The sequence below is a fragment of the Agrobacterium sp. T29 genome (genome assembly GCF_006970545.1).
Lineage (GTDB): Bacteria > Pseudomonadota > Alphaproteobacteria > Rhizobiales > Rhizobiaceae > Agrobacterium > Agrobacterium leguminum.
Genome location: NZ_CP040642.1, coordinates 230,757 through 252,893, shown reverse-complemented (window position 1 = coordinate 252,893; position 22,137 = coordinate 230,757). Strand labels below are relative to the sequence as shown.

Below are 22,137 nucleotides of genomic sequence, written 5' to 3'. Positions count from 1 at the left end.
CTTCCCATGACTGTCAGCCTTGAAATCGTGGACGACATTGCCGTCGTCACAATCGACAACCCGCCCGTCAACGCCATGAACAGAAGCGTAAGGGAGAGACTGCAGTCGCTCGTCGGCGACCTCGATGCGGATGCGCGTGTTCGCGCCGTGGTGCTGACGGGAGCCGGACGTCTGTTCGTTGGCGGAGCCGATATAGCCGAGTTCGACCGCCCGGTTGAACCGCCTTATCTGCCGGATCTGGTCAGGCGGATCGAGCGTGCCGAAAAGCCCTGGATAGCCGCAGTACACGGAGCGGTGCTCGGCGGGGGGCTGGAGATCGCGCTCGGTTGCCGCTTCCGCGTAGCGGCGTCGAATGCACGTTTTGCGTTGCCGGAGGTCAATATCGGCATCATCCCCGGAGCTGGCGGGACGCAGCGGCTGCCGCGCGTTATCGGTGTTGCGGATGCGATCGGCGTCGTCGCCGAAAATCAGACGCTGGATGCGGAACGGGCCGCGAAACTTGGGCTGGTCGATCGTACCGTTGGCAAACCTCTCGTATCAGCCGCAATCGAATTCGCCCGCGAGGTGCTGGAAAAGCCGCTGCCGCTGCCGTCCCTGCTTCGTGCCGTCACGCTGCCTGAAACGTCTTTCTGGCAGGCCGCGGAAGACCGGATCCGGCGGAATGCAAAGGGTATGGCGGCCCCGTTCCGGGCGTTGGAAGCCCTGCGTTTCGGCATTGAAAACGGAGCGGAGGCGGGGATCGCACGCGAGCGCGAGATTTTTCTGGAACTGCGCTCCAGTGAGGAAGCCTCCGCCCTTCGTTATCTTTTCTTCGCTGAACGCGCTTCACCACGTCCCGTTGACCTTCGTAGCGTGACGCCGCGCCCGTTCGAACATGCCGGTGTCATCGGCGGCGGCACCATGGGCGCTGGTATCGCGGCAGCACTTGTCAATGCGGGCTTCTCGGTAACTGTGATCGAACAGGACGAGGCGGGGACGATCCGCGCGCTTTCGACACTGAAGGGGATATTCGAGGCGTCGCAACGTCGCGGTTCCATTACCCCGGATGAAGCGGCCGAACGTCTGGGCAGGATCGATGCCCGGGTCGGATACGAGGCGCTTGCGCGCTGCGATCTGGTTATCGAGGCAGTTTTCGAAGACTTTTCGGTAAAGCGGGCGGTCTTTGCCGAGCTTGGGAAAGTGTGCCGGCCAGACGCCGTTCTTGCGACCAACACCTCCTACATCGATCCGCGCCTGATTGCCCAAGGGGTGCCCAACCCTGATCGTTTTCTCGGCCTGCACTTCTTCAGCCCGGCGCAGGTGATGAAACTTCTGGAAATCGTGCCGACACCCGAAACAGCGCCGGACGTGTTGGCGACGGGCTTCGAGTTGGCCCGCAGGCTCGCCAAGATACCGGTGCGCTCCGGCATCTGTGATGGCTTCATCGGTAACCGTATCTTGCGTCGTTACCGCGGCGAGGCTGAAGCGATGATCCGAGAAGGCGTTGGTGCTGGCGAGATCGATCAGGCCACGCGCGCCTTCGGTTATGCGATGGGTCCGTTCGAGATGCAGGACATGGCGGGCCTCGACATTTCCTTCCTTCATCGCGAAGCGGCAAGGGCACGCGGCGAAACCGTGCCGGAAACACCCGCTGACCTTTTGGTTCGCGCCGGCCGCAAGGGCCAGAAGACTGGCGGTGGCTGGTACGATTACGCTGCTGGCGACCGCAAACCGCTGCCGTCTTCCGATGCTCGTCGCATTATCGCCCCGCTCGTGTTGGGGCAAAGCAAACTTTCTGCCGACGTGATTGTGGCTCGATTGATGTCCGCAATGGCTGTGGAAGGACACGCAATTCTCGATGAAGGGATTGCAGCAAGTGCGGCTGATATCGATCTGGTCGAAGTACACGGCTACGGTTTTCCTCGCAAACGCGGCGGGCCGATGTTTCAGGCCGCGCGAAGGGCGAAAACCGCTGAACCCCAGGAAGAAACGAGAAGAGCCCAATGACCCAGTATGCAGATACCCTGCTGTTCATCGACGGTGTATGGCGGTCCGGGACAAGCAACAGGACAATCCCGGTGCTCAATCCTGCAACCGCCCAGCCCATCGGCACGGTTGCCTGGGCGGATCGCGCCGATCTGGATGAAGCCCTGGCTGCTGCCGAGCGGGGTTTCGCTGTCTGGAGAGCCACTTCTGCTTATAATCGTGGCAAGATCATGCGCCGCGCGGCGGATATCCTGCGAAGCAGGGCGGATGCGATAGCGCCATTGATGACCATGGAACAGGGCAAGCCATTGAGCCAGGCACGGCTTGAGACGCTTGCCGGTGCGGATATTATCGACTGGTTCGCCGCTGAGGCACAACGCACTTATGGTCAGGTTATTCCGGCGCGGTCGCCGGACGTTATCCAGATGACCCTGAGACTCCCGGTCGGTCCCGTTGCAGCCTTCACACCGTGGAATTTCCCGATCAACCAAGTGGTCCGCAAACTTTCGGCAGCGATTGCGGCTGGCTGCTCTATCATCGTCAAGGCCCCGGAGGAAACCCCTGCATCGCCCGCCGAACTGATAAGGGTTTTTGCGGAGGCGGGTGTACCCAACGGGGTCATCAATCTGGTCTACGGCGTTCCTGCGGAAATCTCGCAATATTTGATCGCACATCCTGTTATCCGCAAAATCAGCTTCACGGGGTCGACGCCTGTCGGCAAGCAACTCTCCGCACTTGCCGGACTGCATATGAAGCGTGCGACGATGGAACTGGGCGGGCATGCCCCGGTCATTGTCGCTGAGGATGCCGATGTCGATCTGGCCGTCGGCCTCATGGTGGCAAACAAGTTCCGCAATGCGGGTCAGGTTTGCGTCTCCCCAACACGCATCCTCGTGCAGGAGCGGATTGCGGACACATTTTCGGACCGCTTTACGGAAGGCGCCCGCTCAATCCGCGTTGGTAACGGTCTCGTCGCGAACGTCGACATGGGGCCGCTTGCCAACGATCGCCGTATCCCTGCTCTTGAAAGCCTCATCGGCGATGCTGTCGCACACGGAGCCCAGGTGAAAACCGGAGGGCGGCGTATAGGCAACGACGGCTGGTTCTTCGAGCCGACGGTGCTGATGGATGTACCGCGCGAAGCTCGGATCATGAATGAAGAGCCGTTCGGTCCGGTCGCCGTCATCAACCGCTTCGGTGATCTGGGAGAGGCTATTGCCGAGGCCAACCGTCTTCCTTTTGGATTGGCTGCCTACGCCTTCACCCGAAGCAGCGAGACAGCCACACGGCTCGGGAACGAGGTCGAGACGGGCATGCTGTCGATCAATCATCTCGGATTGGCGTTGCCAGAGGTGCCCTTCGGCGGGATCAAGGATTCCGGGTACGGGACGGAAGGAGGGTCGGAGGCTATCCAAGCTTATCTCGATACACGGCTGGTGACCCGCAAGAACTGAGGGGACACGGGAGGAGGAAAATTATGCGCATTAAAGACATACGCACTTATGCCATTGCCTATGTGGACACCAACGACTTTGATCGCGTCAAGGCGACTGTCCTCGTTCGAGTGACTGCAGCCGGTGGTGCGGTGGGCTGGGGTGAAGGAGTTACTCTCGCTTCCGAAGCGGCACGGGCGACCAAAATCCTGATCGACGAGGGGCTGGCGCCGTTGTTGATCGAGGCTGGAGAAATCACCGTCGATGAAGCCTGGCACCGCATGCGCGCCCATTGCTGGTGGTATGGCGAAGGCGGCCTTGCCTGTATTGCCTATTCGGCACTCGATATGGCCCTGTGGGATATCGACGGCAGGGAGCAGGGACTGCCGCTGCATGCGCTTTTAGGAGGCAAGGTTGTTGAAACACTGCCAGCCTTTGCCAGCAGCCATGTCAACAAGGCGACGATTGAAGAGAACATTGCGGAAGTCGTCTCTTTCAAGCATCAGGGCTATTCGGGATGCAAACTCGGTATCGGCAAGAAAGGGTTGTCGGACATTGGCAAAAATCCAGACAACGACGTCCTTTTTGTAAAATTGCTTCGTGAGGCAGTCGGGCCGCATTTTCCAATCCTGATGGATGCGGGGAACGGCGTCGTCTGGGATCGTCAGACGGCGATCCGGACAGTCGGTCGCATGGCTGAATACGATATCGGTTGGATCGAGGAGCCGTTTTACCCGACGCGGATCGCCGACTACAGGGCATTGAAAGCCGCTGTGAATGTACCGATTGCGACGGGTGAGCGGGAGTTTACTGTGTCAGGATACCGTCGGCTGATCGAAACCGGTACGGTGGATGTGCTCGGGGTCGACCCGGCTCGCTCGGAAGGCGTCACAGGGTTTCGAAAGGTCGACGATATCTGTGCGCAGACGGGTATCACCATGAATGCCCATGCCTGGAGCACGGCAGTTCTTTCCGCGGCCAGTCTGCACCTTTCTCTCTCTTCGCCAAACACAAGGCTGTTTGAGCTTAAGCCCTTCGCCGTGTCGGTGCAGGACGAACTCGTCGATGCTCCCATCCGGCATAAGGCCGGGTTTGTGACGACCTCCGACCGGCCCGGGCTGGGCGTGGAAGTTCAAGAGGGTGTCGTGGCGCGTCTGGAAATGCGCTGAATGGCCAAGGGAGAACATAGGGCATGAATATCACTGGAAAGACGGCAATGCTGCTCATGCTGGCCGATCCTGTCGACCATATCCGCGGAACCGTTCTCATCAATGAGAGTTTCGATGCGCTCGGCCTCGATGCGGCCATCGTACCTATTCACCTCCGACCGGACGATCTTGCAGCCTGTCTCACAGGCATCCGTCTCATGAGAAACGTAGCCGGGCTCGGCATTACAATACCGCACAAGATTGCAGTCCTGCCGCTTCTCGATGAGATCGAGCCGGTGGCAAGAAGGATTGGCGCGGTGAATTTCGTGCGCCGCCATGCCGACGGTACGCTTTCCGGCACCAACACGGATGGCGCGGGTTTTGTCGCCGGGCTTCTTGCGAACGGTTTTTCCATTGCCGGAAAGCGGGCAATGGTGGTTGGCACCGGTGGCGTGGGGCGCGCGATCGCCTTTGCGCTTGCGGACGCCGGCATCGCCCAACTACGCCTTGCGAACCGCGATCGCCCCAAGGCTGAAGCGCTCGCCGCCGAGATTGCCGATGCGGTGCCCGGTTGCATCCTGTCGCTTGAAGACCCTCAGACGGCGGATGCTGCCGGTGGTCTCGACCTTTTGGTAAATGCCACATCTCTTGGCACGGCACCGAACGATCGGCTGCCTATTAGACTTGATGGTCTGTCAGGCGGGACGACGGTCGCCGAAGTCGTCGTAAACCCTTCAATAACGCCGCTTCTCGCAATTGCTTCTGAACGCGGCTGCACGTTCATTCCCGGCGCAGAAATGCTCAAGCCGCAACCGCGTCTCGTTGCAGAGTTCTTTGGCCTAATTCACGAATAACTACACACAGAGGATAATCCTATGCAGATCACGGGTGAAACCAACCTCTTCTACATTATCGGCTCTCCGATAGCACATTTCCGGGCACCTATCATGTTCAACGGCTACTTTGCTGCAAAGGGACACAATTTCTGCTGTACTGGCCTTCACGTTCAACCGGGCGATCTTGCTGAAACCTTCGCTCTGGTTCGAAAGATCGACAACATCAAAGGTCTTTGTATTACCATCCCCCACAAGATCGATGCCGTTCCGCTTGTCGACCGGTTGACGGAGGCTGGGCAGCGGGTCGGCTCGGTTAACTTCGTTAGACGCGAGGCAGATGGCACGCTTACTGGCCACAACATCGACGGTCAGGGCTTTATGCGCGGGCTTGCAGGCAACGGTGTTGAACTGGCGGGTGCGAGCGTTGTACAGGTGGGTGTGGGTGGTGTTGGTCGCGCGATCGCTTTCTCGCTTGTCTCATCCGGTATCGGCAAAATTACCCTTGTCAACCGGGACACAGACAAAGCCGAGCGGCTGGCATCCGAGTTGCGGGATGCGATAGGGACCGTTGTCGTTGTGGCTGCGCAAGAGGGCGAGATCAGCCTGAAAGACGCCAACCTCTTGGTCAATGCCACGTCCGTCGGCATGGTCAGCAACCTCGGCCTTCCGATCGTGATTGATGGTATAAATCCAACTTGCACTGTGGCAGACGTGGTGCTGAAGCCGGAAGAGACGGAGCTTCTGGCAGCTGCGCGCGCGCTTGGATGCCGAACAATTCCGGGAACGGCCATGCTCAAGCCGCAAATCGAATTGTGTGAAGAGTTTCTTTATCATGGAAAACAATGATAGATATTGTGCTTTGTGAGCACCGTCCGGTAACATGTCGAGCGCCGCAATGTGCGCCTCGTACTCGGCAATGATGCTGGCCTTCGCTTCCTCATTGTTCAGTTCGCCCCGATCGAACTACTTGAGCCGCAACTAAGACGCTCTACAAAAGATGGAAACGATTGAGCGAGATGGGTGTTTGGCCGGATTGTGGAGAGGCTTGCCTCCGAAAATGCCTGTCCGAAGACAGTCATGATTGATGCCACCTATTTGAAAGCGTACCGCACGACCTCGAGCCTGCGGGTAAAAAGGGGGGCCTTGGGCGGCTGATCGGACGCACCAAAGGCGGTATGAACCCAAAGCTGCATGCCTTGACAGATGCCAGTGGTCGGCAGCTCAGCTTCTTCATGGCCGCCGATAAGATCAGCGACTATACGGGCACTGCTTCCAGACAAGGCCTATGACACCGACGCGATCCGTAACTTCGCCAAGCAACGCAAATGCTGGGCAAATATCCCCGCCATGGGCAACCGCAAACAGACCTTCAGTCTCAGCCGTTGGGTCTATCGCCAGCGCAATCTCGTAGAGCGTTTCTTCAACCGCATAAAACAGATGCGTGGTCTTGCAACACGATGCGGCAGACGTGCTGCCAACTACCTTGCAGGGCTCAAATTTGCCGCGACGAGAATCTAGATCGCTTCAATTAATGAGTCCGTGTCCTAGCACTACTTTGGCAGATTGGGGCAAGGCTGGTTTGAGATGATTTGTGCTCTCTTCGTTGGGGGCCACGATATGGCAGATTGGGATACGGAGCTTTCAGCGTTTTTGCAGCCATTTCTGGACAAGCTCGGACACAAGAAGCGACGACAGATGTGCCCGGTTTATGTGTCGGGGCTGATTGGTCCCGGTGACCGCAAGAGCATCGAACCGATGGCGGAACGGTTTGCTCCAGGCCAGTACGACCGCCTCCACCATTTCATTTCCGATGGCCATTGGGATGCTGTTCCTCTTGAGACGGAACTCGCGCGACAGGCGGACAGGATCGTTGGTGCATCCGATGCGTTTCTGGTGATCGATGACACCGGTCTGCCGAAGAAGGGCGACCACTCGGTCGGTGTCGCGCCGCAATACGCCTCGATGCTGGGCAAGAGGGCAAACTGCCAGACGCTGGTTTCGGTGACGCTTACGCGAGACGAGGTTCCTGTTCCGGTTGGCTTGCGCTTGTTTTTGCCCGAGAGCTGGACCAGCGACACGGAACGGATGGCCAAGGCCGGGGTTCCCCATGCCATGCAGACATCTCGCACGAAGCCGGAGATTGCTCTTGCCGAGATCGATCGGTTGATCGTGACCGGTGTCCGGTTTGGTACAGTGCTGGCTGACGCAGGCTACGGCCTGTCGGCGGCCTTCCGCCAGGGGCTAAGTGGACGTGGCCTCACCTGGGCGGTCGGTATCCCCAAGCATCAGAAGGTTTATCCCCATGATGTCGCATTGATCTTTCCCATCTCCGGTCATGGTCGGCCACGCAAGCATCCGATCCCCGACATTCTGTCGGTTGCCGCGGAAACGATCCTGACGCACGCAAGCTGGAAGAAAGTCAGTTGGCGGCGTGGCACAAAGGGCCGCCTGACGGCACGCTTTACAGCATTGCGCGTCAGGATCGCCGACGGCACGCCGCAACGCATTCTCGACAAGTGACAGCAGCACATGCCGGGTGAGGAAGCCTGGTTGGTTGGCGAATGGCGATCAAACGACGAGCGCAAATACTACCTGTCCAACTTGCCGGCCGATGCGACGTTGAAGGTGCTGGCGGCCGCCATCAAGGCGAGATGGGTTTGCGAGCAAGCGCATCAGCAGATGAAAGAGGAACTCGGCCTCGACCACTTCGAAGGCCGATCATGGCAAGGGCTACATCGGCACGCCCTGATGACGATGATCGCCTACGCCTTCCTCCAGCATCAAAGATTGCAGACTGCAAAGCGGGAAAAAAAAGAAGCGGCAAGCACGCAAGGGCCCACCTGAGCCCACCTTGCCTCCTGTCCGTCGAGCCGTCATCAGCGCACTCGCCATCCCCATAACGGGAATCCGATGTCCCCACTGCAAAGGGCAAATTCGAAGCGCAGAATCTATTCTGCCAAAGTAGTGCTAGCTCAATCGACTGCTGTTCAAACAACTGCGCTCCGCACATTGAGGCATTCTACCCGAACGTCATCATTGCACAATCAACACCGCCTCACATAAATCAGGCTTGATTTATTCCCTCAAATAAAATGGGCGGTTGACATTTAAGTGATCGGTATTCGGGCGCCAGACACACAAATATTATCCGAATATTCCAGCCGCTCTAGACTTGAGATATGATGTAGGATATATCAAAAAAGAAAAGCACTAGCCTCAAGATTGAGCAGGCGGTGGACCATGCAGGCAATTAAAAAGACACAGGGAACAAGGATTGGAGCTAGAATGTCAAAACTTCGACTTCTTTTGTCAGGCGTGGCGTTGGCCATGTCGTTGGGGCTGCATATACAGGCCGCCAGTGCCGATAATACGCGCCCGCTCGTGATTGCGCGTTTCATTGATCTCAACTCTCTTGATCCCTCGCGGTCCTCCTGTGAGACATGCAATGTCTACAACGGTGCCGTATATGAGACGCTGGTTTGGCTGGGAGATGACGACAAGTCCTTCGTTCCAGGTATTGCTTCCGAGTTCAGCGCCAACGAAAACAACACCGTCTTCACCTTTGTCATTGACCCGCGTGCCACGTTCTCGGACGGGTCAAAGGTCGAGGCTAAGGATGTCAAATGGACTCTCGACCGGCTGAAGAACGCGAAAGGCGGCAACTCGTTCATTGCTGAAGACATCGTCGGCATCGAAACGCCTGACGAAAAGACTGTGGTGGTGACGCTGGCGAAGCCCAACTCCGAATTCCTCGGCAAGATGACGTCCGTTTATGCGGGGATCATCAACAGCGACGTTGCCGCAGCGGAAGGCGGCGCGCGGGCGGGCGAGGATGCCTCGAACGACCCGGCTGAGGGTTGGTTTCTGGCTCATTCGGCCGGTTCTGGTCCCTATGTTTTGGTAGAATACCGTCCCGAAGACGTGCTTCGTCTGAAGCGAAACGTCAACTACTGGGGAAAGCCGGCTGCCATTGATGAAATCGTGATCCGGCATGTTAAGGATGCTGTCTCGCAGGCACAGGCAGTCGAACGTGGCGATGCCGATCTTTCAACGCAGATTGATCCTAGTACAGCTTCGCTTATAACCAATCCTGATATCGTCGTCGAAAGCGCACCCACCTACAGCTTCGTGTATTTTGCGCTTGGTCCGGGAGCGGAAAAGACCAAAGTGCCAATGCCGATCGGAGTTCGGCAGGCTATCGGCTATGCTATCGACTATCAAGGCGTTCTCGAATTCACGGTCGGAGGCAAAGGACGTCTGCAACCGGTTGCCATCCCGAACGGTTTTCCAGGTACCGACAACCTTCCTATGCCGGAATATAATCTGGAGAAGGCAAAGGAACTGATGAAGCAGTCCGGTGCCGAAGCAGGCTTCAACCTTGAGGCGATCTATCCCAATACGAATGCCTTTGGGGTCGAATTCTCGCTTCTAGGCCAGAAATTGCAACAGGACTTGGCAAAGATCAATGTTACGCTCAACCTGCAACCTCTTCCCGTGCCCCAATGGATCGAGGAAATGAATACCCACGGGATTCCGTTCACGATGGGCTTTTATGCGCCAGATTATTTGGGTTCTGACCAGTACATCAATACGTTCGGCATGTTCGAGGGTACGCGTTGGTTCCGTCGTTCGGGCATTGGTAAGACCTCTGAAGTTCTGGTCAGCAAGGAGAAAGACCTGCTCGACAAGGCGCTTTCCTCATCTCAGAAAGAGCGCGACCAGCTGTATAACGAAATCGCGCAACAAATGATTGGCGACAAGATCATCTTCCCGCTCGTGAATCCTGATGTCATGCTTGTTCACCGAAAGAACGTGGTCGGCCTGAGAAACGCCATGTGTTGTCAGGTGAAGGTGTCGGACCTCAAGTATATGGACTAGCCTGAACTGCCCCTGCCTTTAAAGGCAGGGGCCATTCAAGAAAGGGTAAGCCATGGTTGCATACATCGTCCGACGGTTGTTGCTGATGCCTGTCCTAGTGTTGTGCATTATCAGCATTTCTTTTGTCATTTCACATAGCTCGCGTGGCAACCCTCTCTCCTCGGTGTTGAGTGAACGCCAGTTGAGCAACCCGGAAGCCGTTGCTGCGGCCAAGGCGCGGTGGGGACTGGATAAGAGCCTGCCAGAGCAGTACGTCGTATATCTGTCCAATCTCGCCCATGGTGATTTCGGCACGTCTTTCCAGACGAAGCGTCCTGTACGCGTAGATATTCAGGAAAGGCTTCCGGCAACATTAGAGCTGGTGCTTTGTGCGATGCTTGTCGCCTCGATCTCGGGCATTACTCTAGGCGTACTGGCCGCCAAGTTTCGCGATAGCGTAATCGATCACATTGCTCGTGGCGTAGCCCTGATGGGGGCATCGTTACCGGTCTTTTGGTCAGGTCTTATTGGATTGTATTTTTTCTCTATCTATTTCAAAGTCTTGCCCGGTCCCGGCCGGCTTGACGCACGCGCAACACCGCCGGAGTTCGTCACCGGGTTTTTCACCGTCGATACGCTGATCGCTGGCGATTTCGCAAAGTTCGGTCAGGTCGTGTGGCATCTTATCCTTCCGTCCATCGTGTTGGGCTGGGCCGTGATGGGGATAATTTCGCGTATGGTCCGCGCCAGCATGCTTGAAGTCCTGACGAAGGATTACATTCTGATGGCTCGTTCCAAAGGAGCAAGTCAGATGCGGGTGCTGCTGAAACATGCCCTCCTCAACGCACTGATCCCAACCATAACGATTATTGGGTTCTCTTTCGCTTCGCTGATCACGGGTGCAGTTCTAACCGAGACCATCTTCTCGTGGCCTGGAATAGGTTCCTATGCGGTCGGCTCGGCACGTGCGCTGGATTACCCTGCGATTATGGGAGTGACGATGGTTGGCGGCATGGCTTTCCTTCTCGCCAATCTGATCACCGATATCGCCTATGTGAAAGCTGATCCCAAAATGAGGTTGGTCTGATCTGCCATGTCCACGCTTGAAATCACAACCCCGCCCGTTGCCGCTCGCAAGAACCGGCACCTTCCACTTCCTCTTGTGGTAGGGGGCTGCATTATCCTTCTGTGGATCATCATCGCCATCACCGCTCCCTGGCTGGCACCCTACAGCCCGCTGGACATGGTTGGACGACGACTGATGCCGCCAAGTGCAGACCACTGGCTCGGAACAGATGCGCTTGGCCGCGACGTCTTCAGCCGGACATTATATGGTGCGGCTCAGTCCCTGCCTATTGCGGCCGTCGTGATGTTTTTCGGCGTATCGATCGGAGTGGTGCTGGGCGCGATAGCTGGCTTCGTCGGCGGCATCGTTGACAGCATCATCATGCGCCTTGCCGATGTCACGCTGTCTTTCCCACCGATCCTGCTCGCAATCGCCATCACCTCTTCGCTCGGGCCGGGTCTTCCAAATGCGGCAATTGCCATGGTAATCGTCTGGTGGCCCATCTATGCCCGACTGATGCGTGCGCAGGTGCTGGCCGTCCGGAACCTTGAACATGTCGATGCGGCGATCACGTCAGGCGTCACGCAGATGAGGCTGCTGACCAAGCACATCCTGCCACTGACCTGGACACCGATCATCGTCAACGCGACCATGGATTTTGGTCAGGTCGTCCTTCTGGCCGCATCGCTGAGCTTTGTAGGCCTCGGGGCGCTACCGCCGACCCCGGAATGGGGCTCGATGATTTCGGAAGGTGCCTTGCACTTTTACTACTGGTGGATCGCGGCGGGTCCGGGCCTGGCGATCATGAGTCTCGTCTTGAGCTTCAACTTCATCGGTGACGGCGTCCGGGACCTCTTGGATCCGAATGCGGAGTGACTGACATGAGCAATTTTGATCCGCAGGACACTCCGCTTCTTGAAGTCAATGGCCTGACAGTATCGCTTTCGACATCGAGAGGCTACCTTGAGGCTGTACGTGACGTGTCATTCTCGCTTGCCTCCGGTGAAGTGCTTGGCCTGGTTGGGGAATCCGGGTCGGGGAAGAGTATCACGATGCGTGCGATCATGGGGCTTCTGCCGCTCAAGGCGCGGATCACTGGATCGGTACGCTTCGCCGGGCGAGAGCTTATCGGGCTGCCGGACCGTGCCTTGCGCCCGATACGAGGCAAGGACATCACGATGATCTTTCAGGATCCGATGACCGCGCTGAACCCCGTACTGACCGTGGGTGACCAGTTGGGAGAATGTATTCGCATTCACCAGCCCCACTTGACCCGGAGCGCGGTCACCGAACGCAGCATCGAACTGCTGAGCATGGTGGCCATCCCAATGCCGGCAGAGCGGTTGACGCAGTACCCGCACGAGTTTTCGGGCGGCATGCGACAGCGGGTGACCATCGCGATAGCGATGGCCAACTCGCCAAAGCTGATCATCGCGGACGAACCGACGACCGCTTTGGATGTGACGGTCCAGGCACAGATACTGGAGGTTCTGGACGGGTTGCGCCGCGATCATGGCGTCAGCATTGTCTTGATCACGCATGATCTTGGTGTGGTTGCCGGAATGGCGAACCGTGTCGCAGTCATGTATGCGGGCCGTGTCGTGGAACGCGGTACCACCGAGAATATCTTTGACAATCCGGGCCATCCCTACACGTCCGGCCTGATCGACTCGCTGCCTCTGCTCGATTCCCAAACCGAGCATCTTCGCGCGATCCCGGGAACTGCGCCGTCGCTTGCTAACCGGCCCTCTGGCTGTCCTTTTCACCCCAGATGCAGGTTTTCGCAAGCAATCTGCATAACGGAGGAACCGCAGTTGCGGCCTTCGGACGCGGGCATGTCCGCATGTCATTTCACCGGCAAACTCGAAAGCATTGCACCATGACAATCTCTGATGGAACACAGAAAGATCGGGCTGGTGAACCCGTCCTGAGTGTCAAGAACCTTGTCAAGGAATACGCGGTCCGGAGAAATGGCCTTTTCCGTCTCAGTGGCAAACCGATCCAGGCGGTCTCCGACGTATCCTTCAACATCGGAGCCGGTCAGGCGTTTGGGCTCGTGGGGGAATCAGGTTGCGGCAAGTCAACGCTTGGCCGCTGTATCCTTCATTTGACCGAGATCACGAGTGGAAGCATCCTGTACAAGGGCGTTGATATTGCACACCTGTCGGAGTCGGAGATGCGCCCGTTCCGTTCGTCCATCCAGATGGTCTTTCAAGATCCCTATGCATCGCTTCATCCGCGCATGAAAGCGGGCGACATTGTTGCCGAACCTCTGAGGATGACGAACCTCAGCGCCAGCGAGAAAAAGAGCCGTGTCGAGGAGGCGCTGTCTCTGGTCAAGCTGGGAGGGGAATATGCTATTCGCTATCCGCATGAATTTTCGGGGGGACAACGCCAACGGATCGGAATTGCGCGCGCTCTTGTCGCCCGTCCGGAGTTCATTGTGCTGGACGAACCTGTCTCGGCCCTTGACGTCAGCATTCAGGCCGGCGTTCTGAATCTTCTGAAGGATCTTCAGCACGAACTCGCGCTTTCATACCTGTTTATCGCCCACGATCTCGCCGTGGTGCGGCATCTCTGCGATCATGTGGCGGTCATGTATCTGGGCAAGATCGTTGAAATCGGGTCCAGAGAAGAAATCTACGAAAGCCCCAAACATCCCTACACGCGGGCACTTCTGTCGGCGGTACCCGTACCAAGTCCCGCACGGGAGAAGTCACGTAACCGGATTGTCCTGCGCGGTGAACTGCCAACAGCAGCAAATCCGCCAAGCGGGTGTCGGTTCCGAACGCGTTGCTGGAAAGCCCAGGAAATCTGCGCGCAGATAGAGCCGCTGCTCGGAGCCTCGGACGATAGCCATAAGGTTGCCTGCCATTTTCCGGAAACCGGAGGGATCGCATCCCCGGTGCCCGCCGCCAGGGTGCAGGTGCAGTAGCTTCCTCCGGCCTTTCAATTCAACTCTGGACTGAAGAAAGCAAGATCGTGACAAAACCTGCCCGCCCGATAGATATTCCGGGGTTCGATGAAATAAAGCAGGCCAGTCTGAGACTGGCACCTATTCTCAAGCGCGTCCCACTTCTGGAAAGCGAAAGCCTGAACCGGGCCGTGGGCGGCAGACTGCTGATAAAGGCAGAGACTCTTCAGCCCACGGGCAGTTTCAAGGTCCGCGGCGCATGGAACCGTATCCAGCTACGTTCACACGATGAGATGACGCGTGGGGTTCTTGCCCTGTCATCGGGGAATCACGGGCGTGCTGTCGCCTGGGCCGCCAAATCTGCCGGTATCGGGCGGGCAGTTATCCTGATGCCGCAGCAGAGCCCGGCCAACAAAATTGCGCGGACCCGGGAGCTTGGCGCCGATGTCGTGATTTACGACCGTCAAACGGTCGACCGTGCATCGCTGATCGAAAGCTGGCGCAGCCGCGAGAAGCTGGTACTCATCCCTGCCTTCGACGATCGTCACGTCATTGCCGGGGCAGGTACCGTTGCACTCGAAACGCTGGAGGCGGCGCGGGAGATCGGGGCGGATCTAAACGGTCTTTACGCGGCCTGCTCCGGGGGTGGGCTGGTAGCTGGAAGCGCCATCACGGTGCGCGCCCTGTCGCCCGAGACCGCTATATGGGGCGTCGAACCCGCAGGCTATGACGATACCGCGCAAAGTCTTGCCAAAGGTGAGCGCGTTACCATCGTGCCTCCTCACGACACGTTGTGCGATGCGCTGGTGTCGATCGAGCCGGGCGAGCTGACCTTTCAGGTCAATTCCTCGCATCTGGCCGGTATTCTGGTAGGTGACAACGACACGGCCCGCCTGGGGATGAAGATAGCATTTGAGGAATTCGGTCTGGTGGCTGAGCCAAGCGGCGCGATCGCACTTGGCGCGGTCCTTTCGGAAAGGGCACACACCGAAGGCCGCACGATTGCCGTGGTCGTGAGCGGACGCAACGTCGATATCGACCTTTATACCAAAGAGCTAGGTGAGTTTGCAAAAGGTGGCGCATGAACGCGGAACAGAAACTGAAAGAACTGGGGCTCGAACTTCCGGTGCTCGGTCCGCCGAAATACTCCTATGTCGGATACCGGAAATGCGGTGACGTACACTATATTTCGGGACAGGTCTCCCGGCATGACGACGGCAGATTCATTACCGGCAAGGTCGGCCACACGGTGAGCATCGACGAAGCGCAGTCGGCCGCGCGTCAGTGCGCGCTGTACCTTCTTGCGGTGGCACGCTCGATCACGGGGTCGCTCGAATCGGTCGAGTTCATCAAACTTCTGGGCATGGTCAATGCCACACCGACTTTTACGGATCATGCCATCGTTGTCGAAGGATGCTCGAGGCTTCTGGTCGAGGTGATGGGCGAGCGCGGCCAACACGCACGATCTGCCGTGGGGGTGGGCTCACTTCCAGGCGATGTTGTCGTCGAAATCGAAGCAATTGTACGCAAGCTGGACTAGGAGATCGAGATCGTGCACGTAGTGACAGATAAGCTGATTTATCCCGAGGGACCGGTCGCGATGGCCGACGGGTCGGTTCTGGTGGTCGACATCCCTGATGAAGCCCTGAAGCGGGTGCACCCGGACGGCTCGGTGGATCTGGTCGCGCGTGTTCCCGGCGGACCGAACGGGGCGGCGATCGGGCCGGACGGCAAGGTCTATATCTGCAACAACGGCGGTGTGGAATGGATCGATGTTCAGGACGGTCGCCTGCGTAGCGGCCCCCAGGCCGAGAACTACACGGGCGGCAGCATCGACGTGGTAGACCTAGCGACCGGCAGTGTCAGCCGGCTCTACGACCGCTGCGGCGAACATATGCTGAAAGGGCCGAACGATCTGGTCTTTGACGGTCAGGGAGGCTTCTGGTTCACCGACATGGGAAAGCGCCGTCTGCGCACCATGGACCTTGGTGCGGTTTACTGGGCGTCCTGCGATGGCACGCAGATTGTCGAAGTCATCACCGGGCTGATTTCGCCGAACGGTATTGGCCTTTCCCCGGACGGCAAGACACTTTATGTGGCGGAAACCTATACCGGCCGCATCTGGAAATGGACAATTGAGGCGCCCGGCGTCGTGCGCAAGGCTGCATGGCCTTCTCCAAACGGTGGCCATCTTTATGCCAGCCCCGGCGGGCGGACCCGGTTCGACAGTATCGCGGTTTCTGCATCCGGTGCGGTCTGCGCTGCGGCGCTCGATCTATGCGCGATTTTGGAATTCCGTGGCTCGATGACGGATTATGTGCTGTATCCTGTGCCTGATCTGCTTGTCACCAACCTATGTTTCGGCGGTCCTGACATGCATACCTGCTATGTGACACTCTCGCACGAACCACGGCTTGTTGCCTTCGAATGGCACGAGCCTGGGCTTGTTCTGCATCATTCCATGTGATCGGAGGAATGATCCCGATGTCGCGGGTCATCGACGGATTGTCAGAAAGACGACCCTTCTTTGGTCAACGCAGATCGAGCGGGCTGATGTAAAATGCATGTTTCACCATTCCCGAGCGCAATTTCTGCCAGATTTTTGTTCAACGTTCGGTCGAGAGAGGATATGCCGATCAGAGTCTGGAAGAGCGCCGGTTTAGTTTTGCATGCTTGGTGCGTGGATGGACACTGGAAGTGTACGAAAAATGAAAACCCGATACTGCCGAAACGAGGCAGTCTTCATGTAATCAGCAACGATAAGGTAACAGAGCAATGAGCGTACGCGAGGATCAAGAAGCGAGTTCTTTGTCCGAACTCGGTCGCCCCGTGCACAGTTTGAGTGTTCGGAGATCCAGTTTTTCCGATCAGATCTATGCCGACCTCCGTCTGGCCCTTATGTCTGGAGCGTATGAACCCGGCCATAAGCTGAACATTCGTCGACTGGCGATCGACTACAACATTTCGCAGACACCCGTGCGCGAAGCTGTTATGCAGCTCGTGGCCGATGGTGCGCTTGAAATGCAGCTAGGACATCAACCGCGTGTGCCGATACTCCAAGTTGCTGACTATACTGAAATCCGGGATGCACGCGTCCCGCTAGAGCGACTGGCAACTGAACTCAGTGCGGTCCGCATCACGCCAGAGCAGATTGAGCAACTGCAAGTTTATCATGACACCTACATTGCTTCGCAGCAACAGAAAGACTGGAAGGCTGCATTAGCGGCAAACCAGGCGTTTCATTTCAACATTTATAAGGTTGCAGGAAATAAAGTTCTGCTGAAGGTCATTGAAAATCTGTGGCTGCTTAGCGGACCGTTCGTGCTTTATCAGTTTCCCACGCGGCACGCTTCAACCTCAGAGATCCACCCGCACATGAGGATCATCGATGCCTTGCGCCGTCAATCGGCCAAGGAAGCGGGCGACTGGGTTATTTCGGATTTAATGGATGGATCGAAAAGGTTGCTGGACAACATAGCTGCCAAGTCAACAAGTGGCTGAAATGGTTGATTTTACGAGGTCGTGACCATACTTCTGGTAATCAGGACTCCGTCGCCTTGCGCCATAGTTACATATTTTATCTGTGGTCTACCCCGTGATTCGGAGGATATCGATGACTGGGTGCATCATGGGACTGCGCTTGATGCTTTGGGCATCATCGCTGTGTGACGTGAAAGCCCGTATGTGCTGGCTGTTTATACAGGAGCGAATTGCGGCAGGTCGGGCATCATCTCGGCTACTGATGAGACTGAGCAGGTCCGGCAAAGCTCAGGAGATCGCCCGTGATCTCGATCCAGATACATGGCAGCGTCTTTTCGCTGATGATAGAAACGAGTCCTTGCGGCTTCATGACTTGGCCTATTTGCGAACTCGCTGATCTCGCATGCTCCACCACATGGAGCCCAGCCGGGAGATACATTCCGACCCTCGTTGCCGTTGAAGGCCGTCGTGGCTATCGGTGATGTCTTCGAGACAACCAAGAACGAACTCAATCTCGATCGCAACGAAATCAAGTCATGACTGGCATTTTATCTTTCCCTCGTTATGATGACGATGATCCACTACTGAGACGAGTGCTGCGCCGGTCAGGCTGATGTTGCAGTTATTATACGGGCTTGAAGGTCGGCCGCGCCCTGCGCATCAACGGCACCGAAGCTTAGGCTGGCACGGAAACGCTGTCCGGAAGCAAGGAAAAGCAGGTTGCCATTCTCTTCTGTGCGCTTGCGTCCCAGCGGTCTGGCCGTCGATGGCAAGCAGATGCCCAGGGCTTGCCGGTCCGGTGCTCTGGACAGCCAGCGCGAGCCACGTCTCAGTTCTCTGGGGCGGAAGCTGATAAAATCAGCGGATCCGTTCGGAAGGATCTGCATAGCATGCGCCCAGCCATCCATATCGGCATGGTAAGCGTCAGAAAAACCGAACTCCTTTTCGATGCGGTCCCCTGCTTTGATGGTGCGGTGCCGGTTGAAATCTGCCTCGACCTCCCGGTGCCATGAGACCAGCGTATCATCGGCGCCCGCAAGGTAGGCAGGCACCTGCCATCGTCGGTCTGGATCGGGCATCAGTGTGTCGACAAGACGCGAACCATCGACGGGTCGAAAGTTTGCATGGGCAAGATACATCAGCGGCATTGTCCCACCGCCCAAATTTTCTACCTCGACCGTCAGGTCGAATGCCGTGGCGTTTGCGTGCAGCCGCAACGCAGGACGGAACGCAAAGCTCGGGCCAAAGAATTTTCGGTCACGGACGAGACCGGTCAGTTCTACATATTCCCCTTTCGCATCCGAACCGAAGACAATGGCTGCCCGCTCGTAGCTGATGTAAGGAAGCTCACCGTGCAGTTCGTGGTCATCCTCGGGGCCTGGGTATCCTGTCGCTGTCGCACCGCAATGCACGAAGAACGCGCCATAAGACCTGTGAAAATTGCTGGCGTTCACCGGTTCATCAAAGATTGTTTGCATCGTCAGCCGGCGGCCGTTGAAAACAACGTCCCAAATCTGCTGGCCGCGAAATGGCAGAAGCACTGCCGTTCCTGCACCATTATGGATCTCTAGAGCCTCAATTCCACTGGCGTAACGGAAGCCGAAAGCCTCGATGACGCCCTGACGGGCGATCAGGCGCTTTTGTTCTGAAAAAGACTTTTTGCTAAGTTCGATCTCAACAGTCATGGTTCCCTCCACAGTTTTTGATATATCAGACCTTCTGCGACCAGCCGAAATGGTTCGATGCGGTTTCGACGACATGGTTCGCAATCGGAATGGCCGATGTCGCGGCGGGGGATGGGGCATTGCAAACGTGGATCGTCCGTTGTGTCGTCCGGATGATGAAATCGTGCTCGATCGTTCCGTCGGACATGACGGCCTGTGCCCGGATGCCAGGACGGTATGGAAGGAAATCTTCCAGTTTCAGATCGGGGCAGTATTTGCGGCAAAGTTCGAGATAACGGCGTTTCGAGAGCGAGTTTGCCATCTCCTCGATGCCCAGACCCAAATACTGCCATGCCAGCTTGCGGAAGCCGCGATAGCCGAAGATTTCCAGCGTATCCTTCATGCTGACATCCCGGAACCGGTAGCCTTCGCGTGCAAAGGCAAGAACCGCATTGGGGCCGACAGTCAGATAGCCGCCGATCATCTTTGTAAGGTGGACGCCCAGGAAGGGCAGAGCCGGATCGGGGACCGGGTAGATGAGATGGTTGATCAGGTCATTGCGGTGATCGGCAAGACGGTAGTATTCGCCCCGGAAAGGCACAAGCTGGAAGTCCATCTTCAGACCGCTTAGCTTTGCAAGCCTGTCAGCCATGATTCCCGCACAAACCACCAGATGTCCCGCCCGGATCACCCGTGATCCGGCTTCAATCACCACGTGGCTGGTTTCTTCCCGAATATTGTGCACCTCCAGCCCGGTTAATATCTCGCCGCCATGTGCACGCACCTTTTCGGCCATGGCGCGGGTGACGGCACCATAATCAACGATGCCGGTTGTCGGCGAATAAAGCGCGCCGAGGCCGACGATGTTCGGCTCACGTCGACGCAGTTCGGCGGCGTCAAGCAGCTCGAGATCTAGGCCGTTTTCCTTGCTGCGGTCGTACAGCGCCTTCATGCGCGGCACGTCTTTTTCGTCGGTCGAGACGATCATCTTGCCGCATTGGTCAAAAGGGATGCCATGATCCTGGCAGAACCGGATCGTCGCATCGACACCCTGTTTGCAGTAAATGGCCTTCAACGTTCCGGGCTTGTAATAGACGCCTGCATGGATGACGCCACTGTTCCGGCCCGTCTGGTGGTGCGCAAGGCCATCTTCCTTTTCGATGATCGAAACCGAAAGGCCTGGAAATCGCTCGGTCAGCGTCATGGCGGTTGCCGCTCCGACAATTCCTCCGCCGATGACGACGATATCATATTTGTCCATTTTGTTGATCCCTGAAGCGGCTTGCCGCCCGCTAGCTGATCTGAAGGTGTGAAATGAAGCGTGTGTTGAGATAGCTTTCGAGTGCATCTGCGCCACCTTCAGTCCCGTAGCCGGAATCGTTGATTCCCCCGAAGGGCACTTCCGGCAGGGCAAGCCCCGAATGATTGATTGACACCATCCCAGCGGCCACGCCTTCGCCAATCATGGCGGCCGAGGTCGCAGAGCGGGTGAAGCCGTAGGAGGCAAGTCCGAACGGAAGCCGGTTCGCCTCGCTGAGAATTTCGTCAACCGATCGCATAGGCACCATCAAGGCAACGGGACCAAACGGCTCTTCGTTCATGGCACGCGCATGGCGTGGGACATTCGAAAGCACGGTCGGCTGGAAGAAGTGGCCGTCATTGGACATGCGCTTTCCGCCGATAAGTTGTTCTGCACCCTCATCAATCGCATCTTGAATAAGGTTTTCGATCGCCTCGACCCGCCGGTTGCTGACGAGTGGCCCCATGTTCGTATCGGGCGCAAAGCCGTCACCCACCTTTATGTCTGCCGCAGCCTTTACGAAACGCGAGACGAATTCGTCATAGACTGGCTCTTCGATCAGGAAGCGGGTTGGGGAGATGCAGACCTGGCCCGCATTGCGGTACTTGAAGGCGGTGGTCACGGCAACCGCGCGCTCAATGTCGGCGTCTTTAAGAATCATAACCGGGGCATGGCCGCCAAGTTCCATTGTGACCCGCTTCATGTGAAGCCCGGCCAGTGCGGCCAGTTGCTTGCCTACCGGTGTGGAACCGGTGAATGTGACCTTCCTGATGACGGGATGCGGAATGAGGTGTTGAGAAATCTGGGCTGGGGTTCCGAAAACCAGATTGACAACGCCCGCCGGAATGCCTGCATCCTCGAAGGTCCGGATGAGTTCAGCCGGCGACGCCGGGGTTTCCTCGGCGGCCTTGATGATGATCGAGCAGCCCGCAGCAAGGGCCGCAGCCAGCTTGCGCCCCAGCTGGCTTACAGGAAAGTTCCAGGGTGTAAAGGCGGCGACAGGGCCCACCGGTTCCTTCAGCACGCTCTGCCGTGCACCTGGAACCCTTGCGGGTACGATGCGCCCATAGGAGCGCCGGGCTTCTTCGGCAAACCAGTCGATGATGTCCGCCGTTGCCAGGATCTCGGTCCTGGCTTCGGCTAATGGTTTGCCCTGTTCCAGCGTCAGCAGGGCGGCGATGGATTCCGCGCGCTGACGCAACAGATCCGCAGCTTTGCGCATCAGGTTTGAACGGTCGAATGGCGACACGCGGCTCCACAGTTGAAAACCGCGGTCTGCTGCTGCCAGCGCTTCGTCAAGATCGTCGCTGCTTGCATGCGCAAATGCTCCGATAACCTCCCCCGTTGCTGGATTGGTAACGGGAGAGGTGACGCCGTTGCTTGCGGGTCGCCATCTGCCATCAATATGCAGAAGCACATCGGGATACGAAACCTTGGCCTGATCCTTTGCTGACTCTAGTGTCATTTTTTCCTC

18 protein-coding genes and 3 pseudogenes are annotated in these 22,137 nt (G+C 57.4%); 18 read left to right on the top strand and 3 right to left on the bottom strand.

Going from position 1 to position 22,137, the window contains the following annotated elements:
- The first annotated feature begins 6 nt into the window (after positions 1–6).
- From FGF54_RS26265 to FGF54_RS27670, 18 genes and pseudogenes are all read left to right on the top strand, one after another.
- The gene (locus FGF54_RS26265; protein ID WP_142781834.1) at positions 7–1,986 is read left to right on the top strand and encodes a 3-hydroxyacyl-CoA dehydrogenase NAD-binding domain-containing protein; all 1,980 of its coding nucleotides are present in this window, start codon (positions 7–9) and stop codon (positions 1,984–1,986) included.
- Positions 1,983–3,419, top strand: coding sequence for an NAD-dependent succinate-semialdehyde dehydrogenase (locus FGF54_RS26260; protein ID WP_142781833.1), 1,437 nt, complete (start codon positions 1,983–1,985; stop codon positions 3,417–3,419). The genes FGF54_RS26265 and FGF54_RS26260 overlap by 4 nt, the downstream gene beginning before the upstream one ends.
- A 23-nt stretch (positions 3,420–3,442) precedes the next feature.
- Positions 3,443–4,567 carry a mandelate racemase/muconate lactonizing enzyme family protein gene (locus tag FGF54_RS26255; protein WP_142781832.1) on the top strand — a complete coding sequence of 375 codons (1,125 nt, stop codon included), beginning with the start codon at positions 3,443–3,445 and terminating at the stop codon, positions 4,565–4,567.
- A gap of 23 nt (positions 4,568–4,590) precedes the next feature.
- On the top strand, positions 4,591–5,400 hold the full coding sequence (locus FGF54_RS26250; RefSeq protein WP_142781831.1) for a shikimate dehydrogenase: 810 nt from the start codon (positions 4,591–4,593) through the stop codon (positions 5,398–5,400).
- 21 nt (positions 5,401–5,421) lie between these two features.
- Complete coding sequence (locus tag FGF54_RS26245) at positions 5,422–6,228, top strand: shikimate dehydrogenase (protein ID WP_142781830.1); 807 nt, start codon at positions 5,422–5,424, stop codon at positions 6,226–6,228.
- A gap of 357 nt (positions 6,229–6,585) precedes the next feature.
- Entirely contained in the window at positions 6,586–6,900 is a 315-nt protein-coding gene (locus FGF54_RS27855; protein WP_142781829.1) for a transposase, read from the top strand.
- A 99-nt stretch (positions 6,901–6,999) separates the two neighbouring features.
- Positions 7,000–8,211: pseudogene (locus tag FGF54_RS26230) on the top strand (IS701 family transposase); the annotation flags it as partial.
- Positions 8,212–8,667: 456 nt separating this feature from the next.
- Positions 8,668–10,260, top strand: coding sequence for an ABC transporter substrate-binding protein (locus tag FGF54_RS26225; RefSeq protein ID WP_168208277.1), 1,593 nt, complete (start codon positions 8,668–8,670; stop codon positions 10,258–10,260).
- Positions 10,261–10,312: 52 nt separating this feature from the next.
- Positions 10,313–11,326, top strand: coding sequence for an ABC transporter permease (locus FGF54_RS26220; RefSeq protein WP_142781827.1), 1,014 nt, complete (start codon positions 10,313–10,315; stop codon positions 11,324–11,326).
- Positions 11,327–11,332: 6 nt separating this feature from the next.
- A complete protein-coding gene (locus FGF54_RS26215) occupies positions 11,333–12,181 on the top strand; it encodes an ABC transporter permease (protein ID WP_142781826.1) in 849 nt (282 codons plus the stop codon).
- A gap of 5 nt (positions 12,182–12,186) precedes the next feature.
- Positions 12,187–13,188 (top strand): ABC transporter ATP-binding protein, encoded by a 1,002-nt coding sequence (locus FGF54_RS26210; protein ID WP_142781825.1) that lies wholly within the window; start codon positions 12,187–12,189, stop codon positions 13,186–13,188.
- Complete coding sequence (locus FGF54_RS26205) at positions 13,185–14,240, top strand: ABC transporter ATP-binding protein (protein ID WP_142781824.1); 1,056 nt, start codon at positions 13,185–13,187, stop codon at positions 14,238–14,240. The genes FGF54_RS26210 and FGF54_RS26205 overlap by 4 nt, the downstream gene beginning before the upstream one ends.
- Before the next feature lie 47 nt (positions 14,241–14,287).
- Positions 14,288–15,304, top strand: a complete 1,017-nt coding sequence (locus tag FGF54_RS26200) for a threonine/serine dehydratase (protein ID WP_168208275.1) — start codon at positions 14,288–14,290, stop codon at positions 15,302–15,304.
- Positions 15,301–15,759 carry a RidA family protein gene (locus FGF54_RS26195; protein WP_142781822.1) on the top strand — a complete coding sequence of 153 codons (459 nt, stop codon included), beginning with the start codon at positions 15,301–15,303 and terminating at the stop codon, positions 15,757–15,759. Before FGF54_RS26200 ends, FGF54_RS26195 begins: the two co-directional genes overlap by 4 nt.
- 12 nt (positions 15,760–15,771) lie before the next feature.
- The gene (locus tag FGF54_RS26190; protein WP_142781821.1) at positions 15,772–16,686 is read left to right on the top strand and encodes an SMP-30/gluconolactonase/LRE family protein; all 915 of its coding nucleotides are present in this window, start codon (positions 15,772–15,774) and stop codon (positions 16,684–16,686) included.
- Between the two features lie 308 nt (positions 16,687–16,994).
- Positions 16,995–17,720, top strand: a complete 726-nt coding sequence (locus FGF54_RS26185) for a GntR family transcriptional regulator (RefSeq protein ID WP_142781820.1) — start codon at positions 16,995–16,997, stop codon at positions 17,718–17,720.
- 94 nt (positions 17,721–17,814) lie between these two features.
- Positions 17,815–17,937: pseudogene (locus FGF54_RS27850) on the top strand (IS701 family transposase); the annotation flags it as partial.
- Between the two features lie 39 nt (positions 17,938–17,976).
- Positions 17,977–18,236, top strand: a pseudogene (locus tag FGF54_RS27670) (IS701 family transposase); the annotation flags it as partial.
- Positions 18,237–18,304: 68 nt separating this feature from the next.
- Here the strand turns inward: FGF54_RS27670 and FGF54_RS26175 are convergent.
- The 3 genes from FGF54_RS26175 to FGF54_RS26165 are packed head-to-tail and all read right to left on the bottom strand — an operon-like array spanning position 18,305 to position 22,128.
- Positions 18,305–19,384 carry a DUF4432 family protein gene (locus FGF54_RS26175; protein ID WP_168208274.1) on the bottom strand — a complete coding sequence of 360 codons (1,080 nt, stop codon included), beginning with the start codon at positions 19,382–19,384 and terminating at the stop codon, positions 18,305–18,307.
- Positions 19,385–19,409: 25 nt separating this feature from the next.
- Positions 19,410–20,624 (bottom strand): L-2-hydroxyglutarate oxidase, encoded by a 1,215-nt coding sequence (gene lhgO / locus FGF54_RS26170; protein WP_142781818.1) that lies wholly within the window; start codon positions 20,622–20,624, stop codon positions 19,410–19,412.
- Positions 20,625–20,655: 31 nt separating this feature from the next.
- Positions 20,656–22,128 carry an NAD-dependent succinate-semialdehyde dehydrogenase gene (locus FGF54_RS26165; protein ID WP_142781989.1) on the bottom strand — a complete coding sequence of 491 codons (1,473 nt, stop codon included), beginning with the start codon at positions 22,126–22,128 and terminating at the stop codon, positions 20,656–20,658.
- Between the last annotated feature and the right edge of the window lie 9 nt (positions 22,129–22,137).